Source organism: Actinoplanes sp. NPDC089786, assembly GCF_040684855.1.
In the GTDB taxonomy this organism is placed as follows: domain Bacteria; phylum Actinomycetota; class Actinomycetes; order Mycobacteriales; family Micromonosporaceae; genus Actinoplanes.
Genome location: NZ_JBFBGU010000051.1, coordinates 1 through 17,173, shown reverse-complemented (window position 1 = coordinate 17,173; position 17,173 = coordinate 1). Strand labels below are relative to the sequence as shown.

At 68.6% G+C, this 17,173-nt stretch carries 12 protein-coding genes and 3 pseudogenes; 6 read left to right on the top strand and 9 right to left on the bottom strand.

The features are described from left to right. Positions 1-161 precede the first annotated feature (161 nt). A complete protein-coding gene (locus tag AB0O15_RS47155; protein ID WP_364334495.1) occupies positions 162-524 on the top strand; it encodes a hypothetical protein in 363 nt (120 codons plus the stop codon). A gap of 417 nt (positions 525-941) precedes the next feature. On the opposite strand, the gene AB0O15_RS47150 is transcribed toward AB0O15_RS47155, so the two are convergent. Beyond that, positions 942-2,576: an FGGY-family carbohydrate kinase gene (locus AB0O15_RS47150; protein ID WP_364334493.1), complete on the bottom strand. Its 1,635-nt coding sequence runs from the start codon at positions 2,574-2,576 to the stop codon at positions 942-944. Positions 2,577-2,579: 3 nt separating this feature from the next. Next, entirely contained in the window at positions 2,580-4,838 is a 2,259-nt protein-coding gene (locus AB0O15_RS47145) for an aminotransferase class III-fold pyridoxal phosphate-dependent enzyme (protein ID WP_364334491.1), read from the bottom strand. A gap of 128 nt (positions 4,839-4,966) precedes the next feature. Between AB0O15_RS47145 and AB0O15_RS47140 the strand changes: the two genes are divergently transcribed. From AB0O15_RS47140 to AB0O15_RS47125, 4 genes are all read left to right on the top strand, one after another. After that, on the top strand, positions 4,967-6,160 hold the full coding sequence (locus AB0O15_RS47140; RefSeq protein WP_364334488.1) for a helix-turn-helix domain-containing protein: 1,194 nt from the start codon (positions 4,967-4,969) through the stop codon (positions 6,158-6,160). 16 nt (positions 6,161-6,176) lie between these two features. Continuing rightward, on the top strand, positions 6,177-6,650 hold the full coding sequence (locus AB0O15_RS47135) for a hypothetical protein (RefSeq protein WP_364334485.1): 474 nt from the start codon (positions 6,177-6,179) through the stop codon (positions 6,648-6,650). A 153-nt stretch (positions 6,651-6,803) separates the two neighbouring features. Next, complete coding sequence (locus AB0O15_RS47130) at positions 6,804-8,165, top strand: IS4 family transposase (protein ID WP_364334482.1); 1,362 nt, start codon at positions 6,804-6,806, stop codon at positions 8,163-8,165. A 29-nt stretch (positions 8,166-8,194) separates the two neighbouring features. Then, positions 8,195-8,797 carry a TetR/AcrR family transcriptional regulator gene (locus AB0O15_RS47125; RefSeq protein ID WP_364334479.1) on the top strand — a complete coding sequence of 201 codons (603 nt, stop codon included), beginning with the start codon at positions 8,195-8,197 and terminating at the stop codon, positions 8,795-8,797. An 85-nt stretch (positions 8,798-8,882) separates the two neighbouring features. Here AB0O15_RS47125 and AB0O15_RS47120 read toward each other — a convergent pair whose 3' ends face one another. From AB0O15_RS47120 to AB0O15_RS47110, 3 genes are read right to left on the bottom strand one after another with little or no spacing between them, the layout of a single operon-like run. After that, positions 8,883-10,229: a GH1 family beta-glucosidase gene (locus tag AB0O15_RS47120; RefSeq protein WP_364334476.1), complete on the bottom strand. Its 1,347-nt coding sequence runs from the start codon at positions 10,227-10,229 to the stop codon at positions 8,883-8,885. A gap of 11 nt (positions 10,230-10,240) precedes the next feature. Then, a complete protein-coding gene (locus AB0O15_RS47115; protein WP_364334473.1) occupies positions 10,241-11,440 on the bottom strand; it encodes an MFS transporter in 1,200 nt (399 codons plus the stop codon). Then, complete coding sequence (locus AB0O15_RS47110; protein ID WP_364334470.1) at positions 11,437-13,464, bottom strand: hypothetical protein; 2,028 nt, start codon at positions 13,462-13,464, stop codon at positions 11,437-11,439. Before AB0O15_RS47110 ends, AB0O15_RS47115 begins: the two co-directional genes overlap by 4 nt. Positions 13,465-13,642: 178 nt before the next feature. Between AB0O15_RS47110 and AB0O15_RS47105 the strand changes: the two are divergent. Next, positions 13,643-13,838 (top strand): annotated as a pseudogene (locus tag AB0O15_RS47105) (MqnA/MqnD/SBP family protein); the annotation flags it as partial. 42 nt (positions 13,839-13,880) lie between these two features. On the opposite strand, the pseudogene AB0O15_RS47100 reads toward AB0O15_RS47105, so the two are convergent. The 4 genes and pseudogenes from AB0O15_RS47100 to AB0O15_RS47085 form a co-directional block, all read right to left on the bottom strand. Then, positions 13,881-14,234: pseudogene (locus AB0O15_RS47100) on the bottom strand (transposase family protein); the annotation flags it as partial. Positions 14,235-14,579: 345 nt separating this feature from the next. Continuing rightward, positions 14,580-15,405 (bottom strand): annotated as a pseudogene (locus AB0O15_RS47095) (SAM-dependent methyltransferase). Between the two features lie 1,125 nt (positions 15,406-16,530). Then, positions 16,531-16,731 carry a hypothetical protein gene (locus AB0O15_RS47090; RefSeq protein WP_364334467.1) on the bottom strand — a complete coding sequence of 67 codons (201 nt, stop codon included), beginning with the start codon at positions 16,729-16,731 and terminating at the stop codon, positions 16,531-16,533. A gap of 111 nt (positions 16,732-16,842) precedes the next feature. Continuing rightward, positions 16,843-17,049, bottom strand: a complete 207-nt coding sequence (locus tag AB0O15_RS47085; RefSeq protein WP_364334464.1) for a transposase — start codon at positions 17,047-17,049, stop codon at positions 16,843-16,845. Positions 17,050-17,173 lie beyond the last annotated feature (124 nt).

The window sequence follows — 17,173 nt, the reverse complement described above, 5'->3', positions numbered from 1 at the left end:
CGACAGGATCATGGCGTCAGCATGACCATGGGAGCGGGCCAGGGTGCCGGACAAACCGCACGTCAGACCCCGCGGCCGGGTTTCCGAACGGCACACGCTCGGATGGCCGTACCCATTTAAGAGAAGTGCCGTGGGCAGAGATCTCGTCCAGTTTCCACAGCATGGCGGAGGCGCACGAGGAATTCCGTCACATGGCGAACATCGTTGACAGCGTCTTCGGACGCGACGCGGCCGAGACGCTGGCCGGGTGCACATCCATGCACGACCTGATCGTCGTAACCCGACCCATCCCGGAACCTCCCTACGACGTGATCAGGGTCTGTTCGCCGTCCTCGATGTGGCCTGTCCGTACCGGCCATGTCGTCATCGAGCACCTCACCGTGACGGGACGCAACGATCGGATAGAGCGTCCGACCTCCGACGCGGTGCCGTTGTTCTGGCGCTTCATGGTCGAGAAGTACGGTATTGCGCCCATCCGGACAGAGTCCGGCGACACCGATCCGAGCCCTCCCGCCCAGGCTTGACGAACACAGGAACGTCATCCAGCCCTCGGTTCGCGAACCCAATTCGCCGCCATCACCGTGATGCCGGAGCCGGAGCCGGAGCCGGGTTTGGGTCCGAACGAGCGCTGTTGTTCCTGCTGGAACGCGGCGATGGCGATACGAGCGGCACGCTCTTGAGGCGGCCGAGGCACGCGTGCGCTGATCTGATCACGCCAGTGACAGTTTGTTCCAGGCTTGAAGGATGGGATCGGCCGGCTGGCGGTTCGGGGGCGCTGTGGTGGTGTCGATGAAGAGCAGGCGATCGTTGGTGTCCTGCTGTGGGTCAGTGCACACGGCCTAGCCGGGCGGCCAGGACTACCGCGACCCATCGCCCGCCACGGCGCCGCGGGGGGCGGGCTGACTCCGGGTCGGTCGGCGGCGGCACCACATCAGCGACGGTCATCGCCACACAGTACGGGTATCCCGGCGATCAGTGGTTGAGTCGTTTGTAGACCGGGGCCAGACGCTTGTGCAGCATCTGGTACACGTCGAACAATTCGTCGTACGTCGTACGTCGTACGTCGCGCGGTGGGCGGCCGTCGGTTCGAAGACGACGTCGTTGCGTATCAGGTCGGGGATCTCGGCGAAGGAGATCATGCCCGCGCCCACCGCGCCGATCCAGCCGGCGCCGCGGGCGTTGACCGCGACCGGCCGGGCGTCGCGGCGGATCTCGATGCCCAGCACGTCGGCGAAGATCTGGCACCACGAGTCGGACCGCGCGCCGCCGCCGGTGATCACCATCGAGGTGACTGGCGCGCCGAGGAACCGGTCGACGGCGCCGACCAGCCAGCGGGTGTTGAGCGCGACCCCCTCGAATACCGCCCGCAGCAGGTCCGAGCGGTTGGTGCCGAGGGAGATGTTCAGGAAGCCGGCGCGCAGGTTCGGATCGTCGACCGGTGCGCGTTCGCCGTACAGCCAGGGTGTGTAGACCACGCCGTGGGAGCCGGGCGGCACGGTCGGGATGATCTGGTCGAAGGCGTCGAAGATCGTGCCCTCGTCGCGGCTCAGCAGGTGGCCGGCGCCGATCAGCGGGTCGTCGTACTCCACGATCTTGTCGCGCAGCCAGGTCAGGTTGGCGCCCGCGGTGGCCTGCAGGGCGGTCATCAGGTACCGGTCCGGCACGGCGCAGGGCAGCGACGCGATCTGGGAGAAGATGTCGGTCTTCTTGCGCGGAACGTGCGCGGCGATCCACGACGAGGTGCCGACGTACAGGTGCGGCTGGTTGTCGCCGGTCGTGCCGGCGCCCACAGCCGCCGCCGTATTGTCGATGGCACCCGCCACCACCCGCACCGACTCCGGCAGTCCCAGGTGTGCCGCGGCGCTGGGCGACAGCGTGCCGATCACCTCGGTGCAGGCGACGATCGGCGGCAGCTTGTCGGGGTCGATGCCGCAGTCGGCGACCAGCGCGGGGGAATAGCGGATGTCCGACGCCCGCCGGTTGTCGGTGAGCCACGAGCTCAGGATCGAGTCGACGGTGGCCACCGTGCGACCGGTCAACTTGAGGTTGATCCAGTCGAGCACGTTGAGGAACGTGGCGGTGCGCTCGTACACCTCCGGCATCGCGTCGCGGACCAGGAGCATGTGCGCCGCCGGGTCCTTGCCCGCCAGCGACGGCATGCCCCCGGTCAGGCGCAGCCAGCGCGCGATCCGGCGCACCGACATCCCGTCGTACGACACGAAGCCGCCGAACTGCCGGCGCAGGTTGGCTGCCCCGCGCATGTCGAGCCAGCTGATGCACGCGGTCAGCGGCTCACCCGCGGCGTCCACGGCGATCGTGCCCTCGCCCTGGGTGGAGGCGCATACGGCGGTGACCTCCCGCAGGTGCTCCGGGTGGCTGCGGCCGAGGTCCGCGACGACAACGGCCAGCGCCTTCCACCACTCGACCGGGTCCTGTTCGGCGCCGCCGCCCGGCAGCACCCGCAGCGGCACCGCCTGCTCGGCCCAGCCGGTGACGGTGCCGTCGGCCGCTACCAGGGCGGCCTTCATCCCCGAGGTGCCGAGGTCGATCGCGAGGATCTGGGGCGGCGTTCCCACCGGTCAGGCTCCCTCGACCTGCGCGAACACCCGGTCGAAGCGGTCCAGCGCGTCGTCGATGACCTCGTCGGTGTCGGCCATCGAGGTGTACATCCGCGACCCGGCCAGCGTGATGATGCCGTGGGCCGCGTACGCCGCACCCATCTGCTCCATCAGCTTCTTGCGGGGCTTGTTCTCCTTCAGCAGCTTGAGGGGGTTGTGCATGTCCAGCAGCATGACACCGCTGCATTCCAGGTGGACGATCGAGCCCTGGTTGTAGGCGACGTACGGCAGGCCGTACTTGTCGATGAGCCGCTGCAACCCCCGGGTGAGCCGGTCGCCCGCGCGCCCGGCGATGACCGGCGCGTTGGTCCGGGCCATCTCCTCGATCGCGAAGTAGCCGGCCGCACAGGACAGGGGGTTCGCCGAGAGCGTCCCGCCGACCTGGATGTGCGCCCCGCTTTTGCCGTCTAGACCGGAGCCGAAGCATGCCATGATGTTGGCCCGCCCGCCGACCCCGCCAGCCATCGGGTATCCGCCGGAGACGGCCTTGCCGAGCACGGTCAGGTCGGGCTTGACGCCGAAGTAGCCGGCCGCGCCGCCCAGGCCGAGCCGGAAGCCGGTGACCACCTCGTCGAAGATGAGCAGCGCGCCGAACTCGTCGCACAGCTGGCGGACCTTGGCGTTGAAGTCACGCGGCACCGGCCGGGTGCCGGACTCGGGGCCGACCGGCTCGACGATGACCGCGGCCGTGCCGCCCCGGGCCTTGTTCTCGATGAGCTTGCGCCGGAGCTGGCCGAGGTCGTGCGGGAACGCCTCGCGGGTGCTGTTGGTTGCGCCGAACGGGATGCCCTTGCTGTTCATCCGGTAGGTGCCGGGCACCCGCAGGCCGTAGACCATGGTGTCGGACCAGCCGTGGTACGCGCCGCCGACCTTGATCACCACCTTCTTGCCGGTGAAGGCACGCGCGCCCCGGACCGCGGCCATCACGGCCTCGGTGCCCGAGCCGAGCGCGCGGTACATCTCGATGTGCGGCATGTACCGGTGGATGATCTCGGCGAGCTTGAGCTCGTACTCGTGGAACAGGCCCGTCACCGGGCCGGACTCCCGGATCACGGCCGCCACCTGCTCGTTGACCGGGGCGTAGTTGCTGCCCAGGATCGTCGGGCCACCGGCCTGCAGGAAGTCGATGTAGGTGTTGCCATCCCGGTCGGTCAGGTATGCGCCCTCGGCCCGGTCCACGGCCAGCGGGAAGGGGTAGTTGAAGGCCAGGTTGTGCTGCACGCCGCCGGGGATGCGCAGCTTCGCCCGATCGGTGATCTCCTTGCTGGCCGTGCATTTGGTGTCGAAGTAGTTGAGCACGTCCAGCAACGCGTCGTGCCGCAGCCCGCGGATGGGCTGGGCCACCAGCGCCTTGAGCCGGCGCATGGTGTCGTCGACGTCGAGGTATTCGCTGATCGCGTACCCGAGGTGGGCCGACTCGCCGCCGGGCGCCTCCACCACCGCGGGTGTGGGGGCACCGGCCGCGGCGACCGCGGCGGCCTTCTCGTCGGCGCTCGGCAGCCCCTCGGCCGCGGCGACCCGCACGGGTGGCACGGACTCGGTGATCTGCGCGGCGATCCGCTTCTGGTCCTTGCGCAGCTTGCTGAAGGCGATCTCACGGATCGCCTTCGGGATGGTGTAGATCTTGCCGCTCTCGGTGGTCAGCGCCAGCAGGTACGCCAGGGACACCTTCTCCAGCAGCGCCATCGCGAAGACGGCCCGGTCGGGGTCGGTGCCCAGCGCGATGATGCCGTGGTTGGCGATGATGAACGCGTTGTCGCCGCTGGTGACCTTCTTCTGCACGTTCTTGGCCAGGAAGCCGGTGCCGGACGGCGCGTAGGGGATGATCGACACCTGCTTGCCGAGGAAGCGCACCTGCTCGTCGGTGAGGGCCGGGATCTCCTTGCGCAGGAAGGCCAGCGCCGAGGCATACGGCTGGTGGGTGTGCACGATCGCGTTGACGTCCGGCCGCTCGCGGTAGATGTTGGCGTGCATCCCGCACTCGATGGACGGCGCGAGGCTGGTGCCGCCCTCGTCGGGCACGTGCTTGCCCTCGAAGTCGACGATGCAGATGTCCTCGACCCGCATCTTGTCGTAGTCGTAGTTGCTCGGGGTCACGGCGTACAGCCGGCGGCCGGGGACGCGAACCGAGATGTTGCCCTCCGTGGCCTTCAGATAACCACGGTTCAACATGGTCCGGCACATGTCCACGACGTGCTGGCGGGAGATACGGTGCTCCACGACAGTTCTCCTCTGCTCCCTGACACCAGTGGCGGCTCCCCTATCGTCGCGCCGGACCGGGACAAATTCTCCGTCGTTCCACCAGCGAGAAGCGCACCGGTTTTTATCACGCCGTGACAAGATTGGGCATGACTCCCTGGCGACGCCTGTCCCCGGACCTGTCCGCGGCGATGCGGCCCCAGCTGGCGGCGACCGTCCGGGAGGTCGCCGACGCGCTCACCGAGGCGACCCCCACGCTCGCCGAGGTGGAGAATTCCAAGGTCGAACGCGACGTGCTCACGGCGGTGACGGTCGCCCTGGAGCGCTTCCTCGAGCTGGTCGGCACCGACGAGCCCGCGCTGCCGCCGCGCTCCCGGGAGGTCTTCACCGGCCTCGGCGCGGCGGAGGCCCGCGAGAACCACGGACCCGAGGCGCTGCTCGCCACCTTCCGGCTGGCGGCGCGGGTGATGCTGCGCAAGGCCTGTGCGGCGCTCGCCGAGGTGCGCCCGGTGGACACCGCGGAGCTCATCGACCTCTCCGACGCGATCCATGCGTACGTCGACGAGCTGACCGCCGCGAGCACCGACGGGTTCGCCCTTCAGCTGCGCGAACAGGCCGGCGAGGGCGACCGGCGCCGGCACCAGCTGGCGGAGCTCCTGCTGCGCGGCAGCGCCCCGGCGAGCGTGGTCGCTGCGGCCGCGGCCGGCATCGGCTGGCGGGCGCTCGACGCCGTGGTGCCCGTCGTCCTACCGCTGGAGCAGGCCCGCGACGCCCGCTTCCGCTACGGCGTGGACGGTGTCGTGGTCGAACGCGTACGTGATGCCGTGCTGCTCCTGCGGGCCGGGCCCCGCGCCGCCCGCTCCCAGCTCACCGACGCCCTGCACGGCCGCGGCGCCGTGGTGGGCCCGGCCCTGGAGTGGTCCCTGGTGCCCGAGGGGGTGCGCCTGGCCGAGCTGGCGGCCGGACTGGTCGGGCCGGACCGGCTGACCGGACCCGACCAGGCCCCGGTCTTCGCCGATGACCACCTCGCCACGCTGGCACTGCGGGGCGAGCCCGGTGCCCTGGCGGCGCTCTCGACCCACCGGTTGGCGCCACTCGCCGCGGTGCGGGCCACCCAGCGGGAACGCCTGCTGGAGACGCTGCACAGCTGGCTTATGCACTGGGGCTCACGCGCCGACGTGTCCGCGGACCTCTTCGTGCACCCGCAGACGGTGAGCTACCGGCTCAAGCACCTACGCGAGCTGCTCGGCGCCGACCTGGACAACCCGGCCACCCGCTTCGAGCTGCTGCTGGTCCTGGCCTCACCCGGCCTCGCGGCTGGTGCCCCGCAGCCGGCCCCCTGACCCCTGCGATCAGGCGGTGCTCCTCGCCGATGGCCTGGCGGAGGAACAGTCCCGCGCCGCAGGCGTCGAGCAGGGCACGCGCGTGGTGAAGCGTTCGCGGGCCCCGTCGCCATCGCCGGTCGCGGCGTGCGCGGTGCCCGGCGAGGAGCTGGGCCCCGCCGGCGTCGATCCGGGCGTCGGCCCGGGTCAGCAGATCGGCCGCGGTCTCGGAGTCAATCCGCGCATCATGGCGGTAGCTTTCGGCAGGTCATCTGAAACGAGCGTTTTGCATCCTCGGTACGTGTGGCTGCTCGCGGAGTCCGATGTATCGGCCCGGACTACCTCGACCCGCGGCTTGCGCTGTCCCACCACGGCAGTCCACCCAGCAAGCCGGTCCGGCATCCCGCTGGTCACCGCGGAACACGGCGGCCTCGCCGTCGTCGGGCCGGTTCCGGTTTCGGCCCCTCAATGGCAATGCCTGCGCCGCCAAGAATCACCAGCACGATGCTAGCGGCAATGCCGGGTAGTTAAGCGCAGCGATGGTTCGTCAAGTGGGCGTGTTGGTGGTGAGGTAGGCAGCGGGACTCCGGTAGAGAGGTACGTCCGCCAAAGACATGCCTTACCGCCGGGAGTCCCGCTGTTGGTTCAGTCTGTCATTACGCGTGTGGTTCGGGTCGCGGCCGGCCCGTTCGCGCCGGGTCATCTGGGTGAGCTGACTCAGCAGGTGCCGTTCGAGATGATCGATACGGTCCTGGCCCAGACCTGCTGTGTTCAGCGTCGGGTTCGGGATCTGCCCTCGCGGGTGGTGGTGTATCTGCTGCTCGGTGGTTGTTTGTTCGCCGGGCTCGGGTATCGGCAGGTGTGGCAGCGTCTGGTCGCCGGTCTGGAAGGGCTGGCGGTTGCGGATCCGAGCGAGGCCGCGTTGACCAAGGCCCGGGCCCGGGTCGGCCCGCAGCCGTTGCGGGCGTTGTTCGATCTGCTGCGAGGCCCGGCGGCGAGTATGGCGGGACCGGTGCGCTGGCGGGGTCTGCTGGTCTGCGCGATCGACGGCACGACGTTGTTCGTCGCTGACAGCGCGGCGAACCTGGCCCGGTTCAGTAAACAGCGCGGGGGCCGCACCGGTGGGTCGAGCTATCCGATGGTGCGGCTGGTCACGATCATGGCGTGTGGCACCCGGTCGGTGATGGACGCCGTGTTCGGGCCGATCACCTCCGGTGAGACCACCTATGCCAAGGACCTCCTCGCCCGGCTACCCGCTGGTGTTCTGCTGCTGGCCGACCGCAACTTCGCCGCCGGGCACCTGCTGAAGATCGTGACCGACTGTCAGGCGCATCTACTGGTCCGGGCCAAAACCGGTCGCGGCGCCCCGAAACTGCCGGTGCTGCACCGGTGTCCCGATGGTTCCTACCGGTCGGTGTTCGGCGGCCAAAGCGTCCGGGTCATCGACGCCGAGATCCGCATCGCCACCAAGACCGGCACGGTCACCGGCGTCTACCGGCTGATCACCACCCTGCTCGACACGGACACCTATCCCGCCACCGCGATCTTGCGGCTGTATCACGAACGATGGGAGATCGAGACCGCCTACCTGGAGATCACATCCAGCATCCTCGGCGGCCGGGTGCTACGCGCCCGCACACCCGCCGGCGTCGATCAAGAAATCCACGCCCTGCTCGTCACTTATCAGATCCTGCGCACCGCGATGACCGACGCGACCAACAGCGAACCAGGAGTGGACCCCGATCGAGCAAGCTTCTCCATCGCCCTGCACGTCGCCCGTGACCAGGTCGTCCACGCCACCGGCGTCATCGCCGGCACCGTCATCGACCTGGTCGGCAGGATCGGCCGCCTCGTCCTGGACGATCTACTGCCCCAACGGCGTCTACGCGTCAACGCCCGCACCGTCAAACGAGCCATCTCCAAATACAACGCCCGCGGCCCGAATATCGACCGCCGCACCTACACGGCCACCATCAGCCTCAACATCCTCGCTGGACCCGCCTTGACGACCAGCCTGGACCCTTAACTACCCGGCATTGCGGCTAGGCTGGGCGAGTGCCTAGGCTGGTCGACCACGAGGTACGCAGGGCGGAACTTCTCGCGGCCACCTGGCGGGTGGTTCGGGCGCGCGGCGTCGAGGGCACCACCACCCGGGCGATCGCTGATGAGGCGGGGTGCTCGCTGAGTGTTCTCGCGCATTTCCTCGGCGGCAAGGACGACATTCTGGTGGCGGCGCAGAAGGCGGTCTACGAGCAGATCGTCGAGCGGGCCTTCCGGATCGGTGGGGATCTGTATGGTCTGGCCGGTCTGCGGGCCGCGCTGGACGCGGTGTTGCCGATAGATGATGAGCGGGCCGCGGATGCGCACGTCAACGTGGCTTTCGCCGGCGCGGCGCTGTCGCACCCACTGCTGGCCGAGTCCCGTCGTGAGTCGCACCGGGTGATCCGCGGGCATCTGCACACGTGTCTGCGTGAGGCCCGTGATCTGGACGAACTTCGGGTCGGCGTGGCGGATGAAGCGGTCATCGACGACTTCATCATCCTGGTCGAGGGCAGCACGCTGCTCAGCCTGGTGGACGGCTGGGCCGAGGAGGGCCGGGCAGAACGCCTGACCCGCCTCGCCGACGATTTCGTCAACCAGCTGAGATCGACCAACTGAGATCAAGCGGCTGAGATCAAGCAGCTCAGGGTGACCGGCTGAGGCCGGCCGACAGGGCGGCCGGCCTCCGGGATGGGGACCGGGATCAGCGCTGGCCGGCGATCAGGTCGCGGTACCAGTACCAGGAGTCCTTGCGCGTGCGGGCAAGGGTTTCCCGGTCCACGTAGACCAGTCCGAACCGTTCGTCGTAACCCGCCGCCCACTCGAAATTGTCGAACGCAGACCAGACGTAGAAACCGTCCACCCGCACCCCGGAATCGATCGCCGCCGCGACCGCCCGCAGATGCGAGTCCAGATAGGAGATGCGGCGCGGATCGCGCACCCGGCCGTCCGGGTCGGGCGGCGTGTCGTGGAACGACGCGCCGTTCTCGGTGACGATGATCGGCGGCAACGCCGGATAGCGTTCGCGCAGGGCGACGAGGATCTCGGTGAGTGCCCCGGGCACGATCGCCCATCCGAAGTCCGTGCGCTCATCGCTTTTCACCGGCACCGGCGAGAACGGCATCCCGTCCGGAATGTCGACCTCCAGCACCCCGGCGTAATCCTTTCCCTCGCGGGGCGCCTCGATCGCGGTCGGTTCGTAAAAATTGACCCCGTAGAAGTCCAGCCGGGCCCCGATCAGTTCCAGATCCCGGTCGAGCTGCGCGCCCGACGTGCCGATTCCGGCGCGGATCATCTCGTCCGGGTAGTCGCCGAGCAGGACCGGATCGGAGAAGGTCCAGTTGGTCAGGTTGCGGAACATCTCGGCGGCGAACACGTCGGCCGGGTCGTCACCGGCCGGACTGACCGGGAAGTGCTGGTTGGCGATGCCGATCGCGCCCGCGTCGTGGGTCCGCAGCACCTGCACGGCCAGCCCGTGGGCGAGCAGCTGGTGGTGGGCGGCGGGCAGGGCCCTGAGGCCGAGTCCGCGGGCCGGGGCGTGGTCGCCGAGCGCATACCCGTAGAGGGTGTGCACGTTCATCTCGTTCATCGTGATCCAGTCCCGGACCCGGTCGCCGAGCCGCAGCACGAGGGTGCTGGCGTAGTCGGCGAGCCGGTGCGCGGTGTCCCGGTTCATCCAGCCGCCGCGGTCCTCCAGCTCCTGCGGCAGGTCCCAGTGGTACAGCGTGGGAACGGGCCGGACCCCGGCGGCGAGCAGCGCGTCGACCAGCCGGTCGTAGAAGTCGAGCCCACCGCTGCCGGCCAGCACCCGGGGCCAGGAGATCGAGAAGCGGTAGTCCTGCACCCCGGCGTCGGCGATGTGACCGACGTCCTCGGCGTACCGGTGGTAGTGATCGATGGCCACCCGGCCGTCCTCACCGTGCCGGACCGTTCCGGGCTGTGCCGTGAAGGTGTCCCAGATGCTCGGGCTCTTGCCGTCGGCGTCCCAGGCGCCCTCGATCTGGTACGCCGAGGTCGCCATGCCGAAGCGGAAACCAGGTGGGAATTGCATCGAAGATCCTTTCAAGGCAGTGCTTTCAAGCGGGGCAGGCAAGCCAGAGCGACCAGCGCGACCGCAGCGGTGAGCAGGTAGAGCGTGGAGTAACCGCCGAGCCGGGTGACGATCGGCGCGGCGATCACCGGGGCGAGCAGCTGCGGCAGGGTTCCGGCGATGTTGGCGACGCCGAGCATGGTGGCCCGGGTCTCGGCGTCCGGCAGGACATGCATGATCACCGCCATGTCGACCGCGACGTAGGCGCCCCATCCCGCGCCGACCAGCACTGAAGCGCCGATCACCACGGGGACCACCGGGAACAGCGCCATCAGCGTGGTCCCCGCGGCCAGGATCACCGCGCCGGCCGCGACGAACACCCGGCGGCGCCCCCAGCGGTCCGACAGCACCCCGCCGGCGAAGCCGAAGATGCCGGCGAACAGCACGTTCACCACGGTCAGCACGAGCACCCAGAGCGCCGCGTCGGCCACACCGACCCGGTCGGACAGGAAGTAGAAGAGGTAGACCAGCACCAGCGCGTTGACCAGGTTCAGCAGGAAGCGGATCACCCAGGCCCAGGCGAACTGGGCGCCCGGACGCAGCACCACCGCCCAGCGGATCGGCGTCCGCTCGCCGGTGACCCGTACGGCGTCGCCCCGCATCGACAGCAGCAGGGCGACGCCGAGCGCGGGCACCGCCACGGCTACCGCGATGTAGCCGGGCGCACCCTGACCCACCGCGACGGCCAGGGCGGTGCCGAGCACCACGCCGACGATCTGGGCGACGCCGAACAGCGCGCCGACCGTGCCGCGCTGCCGTTCCGGCACCCGGTCGCCGATCAGCGCGGCCAGGGCGGCGAGCGGGCCGTTCAGCCCGGTCTGGACCAGCACCCAGCCGACGATCATCAGGGTCCGTGTGTCGGCGGCGGAGAGGACCAGCAGGCCCGCTACACCGATGGCGGTGCCGGCCACGAAGATCGGCCCGCGCCGGGAGCCCATCCGGTCGGAGAGGGCGCCCCACAGCGGGTTGGCGACCAGGGAGGCCCCCGCGCCGATCGCGGTCACGACGGCGAGCAGGGCCTCTTTGCCGTCCTCACCGGCGAGCCGGGCGGCGTGCTCGGGGAGCAGGATCTGGATCGGCCCGAACCAGCCGGCGGCCACTCCGATCATCGCCAGTGCGTACGCGACCATCCATCGCGTACGCACCGGCGACTCGATGACGACATCCGTCACGAACGAGCCTTCTCCCACATGACGACGTACGCCTCGGCCCCGCTCATCAACTGCTTGGTGAGCAGCGCCTTGTCCGACCCGGCCTGATTGGTCAGGTCGGTGATCCAGTCGGCGTACAAGCCGTACTGGGCGACGCCGTCGGTGTTCAGGTCGAAGGTGCGGGTGCCCCAGACCTGCTTGGCGACCTTGGTGCCGTTCACCGCGGTGAACGGGTAGGTGAGCGGACTGGATCCGGCGTTCAGACGGGGAGCGGCCTGCGGGCCGAGCCCGTTCACGTCGGAACCCATCCCGTACCCGGTGATCTTCGTGCCGTTGGCGAGGGCCTTGTTGGCGCGCCACTCGTCGAGGAACGTCGGGTCGCCGGAGCCGTCGTCGGTGGCCGCGTAGGCGTACGAGGCGACGAACCCGCCGAGCCCGAGCACTCGGTTCACCAGGGCCCGGTCGGCCCACGTGTGCACCGAGGTGACCCCGGCGTACCTGGACTGCTCGGCCATGTCGAGCACCGCGCTCGCGGTCTTCACGCCCATGTGGTCGACGTGAATGATCATGCCCCGGTCCATCATCTTCTGAACCAGGTACCGGCCGAGCGTGGTGAGCCCGCGAATGTTGCAGATCTTGCCGCTCGGGTAGACCGGCAGGATCGCGCCGGCCGGCAGCGCGGCGCCGAGTGCGAGCAGCTTGGTGAAGTCGTCACTGACCAGCGGCTGCTCGTTGTCGGACGGCCCGGTGCAACTCGTCGCCTGCCACCAGTGGCCGGTGGAGATCAGGTTGCCGACGTTCACGGCCGCCCCGGTGACGCCCTCGTCGAAGCGGGTCCCGCCGAACGCGTTGTCGAACTTGTGCACGGGGTAGATGCCGCTGACGCCCATGCCCTGCAGCTCGTCGAGGCCGGCGTCGATCTGCGCTGTGGTGCACTGCGGAACGTCCTTGATCTCCCGGCATCCGAAGATCTCCGAGTTCTCCACTCCGATGGTGACCGCGAGCTTGCCCTGGGCGGCGATGGCGCGCACCTCGGCGGGCGTGGTGGCCAGCCGGAACCAGCCCTTGCCCGGTCCGCCGCTGCGGGCGTCGATGTAGTCCTGCATCTTTCGCAGGTACGTCGACTGCGCCCGGATCTGGTCCATCTCGTCGCAGGAGGTGTGCTCCGGGGTCAGTCCGCAGATCACCCGGTTCGCCACCAGCAGCACGTTGAGCACCCGCTGACCGGACTGCCAGGCACGTTCCAGGCTGCGGAAGTACGACGCCTCGTGGAGCATCGTGTCGTGCTGCGGCCAGTCGGTGAAGGACGGCCAGCCCTGCTCGGACGAGTTGATCGGGTCGGTGCCCGCGACGATCGCCTCGAGCAGCGCGCCCCAGCCCAGCGTGGCGTGCGAGGCGCAGCCGGCCAGCGCGACCCGGGCTCCGCCGGGGGCGTACGGGTCCCCGCAGTGCAACGACCCGCCGAAGGCCTCAGCCGCGACGATGTGCGCGTGCGCGTCGACCCAGCCGACCAGCTTGCCGCCGGAGTCGACCGCCGGGGACGGGGTGCCGCTCACTCCGGTGGTGATGTCCGGGATCGCGGCGCAGCCGGTGGCCGGGGTGAGCGCCATGGTCGCGCTGCCGGCGCCGAGCCCGCCGAGGTAGGACCCCATCTGCTGCCCGGTAGCCGTCGAGACCAGGCGGTACCGGCCGGCCGACGAGCTGACCGTCCAGTCGGCCCGGTCGCCGTACGAGTTGCCGGCCCAAACCCAGCCGACCGTGCTCTGGTACGGCGGCGCGCCGGTGTGGTCGCGAAGCTGGTACCGGCCGAGCTGGGTGGCCTCGAACCGGAACGGCTCGGCCTTGGTGGCCGTGCCGGTGAAGCCGTACCCGACCGAGTCCTTGAAGACGTAGCCGAGTGAGGTGGATCCGTTGAACACCTGGAGGGAGACGCACGCGCCCTCCAGGGCGTAAGCAGGCGTCCAGGTCGCCGCCGCTTCGGCGGGCGCGGACAGCCCGCCGATGAGGCCCAGCACCAGGACACCCGCAAGCAGCTTGCGACCCACGGGGCACCCCCTTGGTAGATCAAGTGATCCGATAAGGCGGAGTGTAGAAAGTCACATGCCGTTAATCCAGAGGTGAATGTGAATATTTTTCTTGGCGGTAAGTCAGGGTGTGGCGCACTGGACAACCCGGCCGCCGAGCATCCGGCATCCGGCATCCGGCAGGACTAGCGTGACGCCTGTGGCGCTCTCCCTGGCTGTCTCCCCCCGGCCCGAACGACACGTTCGTCTTCCACGCGCTGATACACGGCCTGGTCCCCGGCGCGCCCGGGATCGACCTGACCTTCGCGGACGTCGACGTGACCAACACGGCCGCCGAGCGTGGCGAGTTCGACCTGGTCAAGGTGAGTTACGCGGCGCTGCCGTGGCTGCTCGACAAGTACTGCGCCGCGGGCCTGCTGGGCGGTGGTCCACTCGGCGATCACCGCGTCCAGGACATCGGCGTCGGTGTCGGTGCAGACGCGCCATAGTGTGGAGCGTGACGGTCGTCCGGCCGGACGGGCCTCGACCCGGGCGTACAGGCCGTCGAGGATGTCGGCGGGAACGTCGGCGACCCAGCCGCTGATCGCGCTGTAGCCCTTCGATCCGGCTACCGTGGCCGCCGCGACCAGCGCGAGCACGAGCGCGACCGGATGATCACGCCCTTGGTCCGAGCGGCCGTCAGAGACAGCGAGCAGCAACTCCAGCAGAGCGTGACACGAAGGCGTGAACGAGATGTCTCCGGGCAGCGGCGCGGGCGACGGATCGGCGATGAGGGTGGCAGACTGCGGCACGACGAAGCTCCGTTGAACCAGTTCTGTGAAGAGGACCTGGTCTCAACGGAGCTTCGTCTATTTCCGACACGCTGACACCGGCGCAATCACTCACCGCAACTATCAATCTTGAAACGGCCGTGGCGCCCTCAGTGACTGAATATCGCTTTGGCCGGCGGCGCTGTAGCCGCCGGGAACCTGCTTGCCCGAACGACGGGTTCGGTTGCGACACCAGGCACGCCGATTCTGCGACAAGGTCCAGCATTTGACCTCGGATCTTGTCGCTGCGAACAGTCTACTTACAGGGAGGAAAGGCTCGTGCAAGTACCACGTCGTGCAACAGTGCCGCCGCGAGCCGTGCGCGCCTTACCGCTTGCGGGCGATCACAGCCCAGCCCGGAATCTCGTGCCGGCGCGGCAGCGGGCGATCAGCCTCGGGACGCCATTCGCTCAGGTGAACAAGCCCTGGCTCGACGGGCCACAAGCCGCGGAAAAGCTCGGTGATCTCGGCCTTGCCCCTTGGCCAGGTATCGAGTTTGCCGGCCTCCATCAACTTCTGCGCAACGGCAGCTTGTTCCGGAAGAGCGAAATCAGAGGTGCTGTGGGTCAGCACGAGGTAACTGCCGGAAGGCATAGCGTCCATCAACCGATCAACGATCGGCTTCGCCGCGCCGGCGCCCATGATGAAATGGAGGACCGCGATGAGCATGACGGCGACCGGCTTCGACAGGTCGAGCGTGCCGGTTACGGCCCCGGCGCGCAGAATCGCGTCAGGGTCGCGCAGGTCAGCTTCGAGATAGCTCGTCTTGCCTTGTGGGGTGCTGGTGAGCAGTGCACGGGCGTGGACGAGCACGAGCGGGTCGTTGTCCACATAGACGACCCGCGAGATCGGCGCGACCCCGCTGAGCGATCTGGTGCGTGTTGTCAACCGTCGGCAGGCCGGTGCCGACGTCGAGGAACTGACGGATACCGGCCTCACCAGCCAAATAGCGCACCGCGCGGGACAAGAACCCCCGCGAGGCACGAGCCATCTGGACCACGCCCGGGAAGACCTTCATGTATTCGTCACCGGCTGCGCGGTCGACGGCGTAGTTGTCCTTGCCACCCAACCAGTAGTTCCAGATCCGAGCAGAGTGCGGCACCGCGGTATCGATCGCTGGCGCCGAGTCATCAGAGGGCGGGCCGACACTCACAGTGAGCACGCTTCCATCGGTGAATGGCACACATCGGCGACATTCTGCCCGCCCACACCGCCGCCTGCAACGGCGCCGGACATGTCCCCCGTCACCAGGGCCACGCCGGCGGCAGGCGCGGCATTGTTGAGGCATAAGCAACAACCAAGTCCACGGACTGCCGTCGCCGCCCACGCCCGGCCGGCGTCGAGATTCAACGTGCGCCGCGCATCCCGGCATCTTCCTGAGACATCGACAGGCCGCCGGAGCTCGCCGGCATGTGCCAGCCGATCTCGGTCAGTTGCCGGGTCCGAGCCGCGGCATAGAGCCCATTCCGTTTCTGGGCAGTTGACCTCGGCCCTCGACGGCGGTCCGGACGCGGCGTTACCAATCGATCCGCAGCGCCATCGGCCAGCACGGACCGTTCCGAAACATCCGATCACCATCCGAGCACCACAATCCCAATGGATGGGAAATTCCGCCAATATGCGGAAACAAGTTAGGCCGCGAACCTGTCTTTTCCCAGGTCACGGCCTATCCACCCAAAGCACAAAATCAATATTCACGAGCGTCTACTTCTGATCCGTAGTCAGATGCTCTATCCATTGAGCTACGGGCGCTCTTGCAACTACTCTCCGTGACCGCACGTGTTGATGCGTCCACGGGGTCGCGGTTGCGTATCCGCTGGTCCAGGGGTTTCGTTACTCCCCGGGCTCGCGAGAAACGACTCTGGCACGCCGCCGAGTGGGGCTTGCGTGCCGGTTGGTGTCGCACGGTGCTGCACCGTGCTCCGAAGTCCGATCACCGTCGGAGCACCACGCCACCAATCCACGACCTTCACCCCGAGAGTGCATCTGATTCGCCAGGCGCAAGCGACAGCTGCGGCTCGTCACCCAGGAGCCGCAGCAGCAGCCATCCGACGCCCCGGCGAAAATGCCCCCGCTCCGCACACCCTGAACCTCGTAAACTGATCCCTTGTAGCGCCGCCCTGGCCCACCGCCGCGTAGAAATCTGAAACAGGCAGGAGCCCCTGCTCACCGTGGCTGGCCACTTCGTCGAGATCGCTGTCAAGGCGATGCTCATCGTGCTGGAGGTGCTGGTCTCTTAGCTGGCTGGGGGCTTCGCGGGCGCTGGCGGTCAGGTTCGCTAGTCGATGTTGGCAATGTCTTCAGGGCGTAGGTCCAGCCGGATTCGGACTGTTCGGCAGCGGTGCCGTAGCCGGCCGGACAGCCCGTCTGCTGCGGTGTCCGCGAGCACCTCGGCGACCAGAGTGGGTTCGACCGGCACGTACGCCAACGGCTGGCGGTCGGTGAGGTCGGCCGACCAGCCGGCAGCGGACAGGGCCACGGATGGCCGGCGGTGTCTCCTTGAAAGACCATGCCTCGTAAGCTGGCCGCGACGTCGCGGCGCTGGTCGGCGCTCATGCCGAACCTGTACCGCTCGGAAATGCGGTTCGGGCTACGCCGCCTGCGAGTATTCGCTGATCAGTCCGTTGAGGATCTTTCTGCGGCGGACCCGCGCCGAGGCGAGATCGGCGACGGCTGGCTCGGTGTCCGTGGCGTTGGGCGGGCGTTGGTCGCGGCCCTGGTGGGGCCTGTGCTCGTTGTAGTGCTCGACGAACTCACCCAGGACCGCCAGCAAGTGCCGCCGGTGGTAGATCAGCATCCGGTCCAGACACTCCCGGCGAACCGTGCCACCCAGCGTTCCGCGTACGCGTTCGCGCGAGGAGCCTGCGGTGGACTGCGAAGGACCTCGATGCCTTCGCTGGTGAAAACGTTGTCGAACACGG

Excerpts from the sequence above, each read along its gene's own strand:
- AB0O15_RS47155 (WP_364334495.1), top strand. The coding sequence starts at position 162 with ATGGCGGAGGCGCACGAGGAATTCCGTCACATGGCGAACATCGTTGAC.
- AB0O15_RS47140 (WP_364334488.1), top strand. The coding sequence starts at position 4,967 with ATGACTCCCTGGCGACGCCTGTCCCCGGACCTGTCCGCGGCGATGCGG.
- AB0O15_RS47120 (WP_364334476.1), bottom strand. The coding sequence starts at position 10,229 with ATGCAATTCCCACCTGGTTTCCGCTTCGGCATGGCGACCTCGGCGTAC.
- AB0O15_RS47085 (WP_364334464.1), bottom strand. The coding sequence starts at position 17,049 with ATGCTGATCTACCACCGGCGGCACTTGCTGGCGGTCCTGGGTGAGTTC.